Annotated in this window: 1 protein-coding gene; it reads left to right on the top strand. The window is 61.9% G+C overall.

Annotated elements, in window-relative coordinates:
• The coding region (locus tag SB816_RS32420) for a tRNA-guanine transglycosylase (RefSeq protein WP_410548302.1) at nt 1-265 on the top strand (265 nt) is incomplete at both ends.

Here is a 265-nt window from a genome sequence, read left to right as displayed (position 1 = left end):
CTTCATGCCGGTCGGCACAGTTGGCACCGTCAAGGCCATGTATCTCGATCAGGTGCGCGAACTGGGGGCCGATATCATTCTCGGCAATACCTATCACCTGATGCTGCGGCCGGGTCCTGAGCGTGTTGCCCGCCTTGGCGGCCTGCATGAGCTGATCCGCTGGCCGCATCCGATCCTCACCGATAGCGGCGGGTTTCAGGTCATGTCGCTTTCCGGCCTGCGCAAGCTGGACGAGCAGGGTGTGACCTTCAAGAGCCATGTGGAC

It is taken from the genome of Achromobacter sp. SIMBA_011 (assembly GCF_046535435.1).
GTDB classification, from domain to species: domain Bacteria; phylum Pseudomonadota; class Gammaproteobacteria; order Burkholderiales; family Burkholderiaceae_B; genus Achromobacter; species Achromobacter dolens.
The sequence above is the reverse complement of the archived record's forward strand: the minus strand, read 5'-3'. Positions and strand labels throughout refer to the sequence as shown.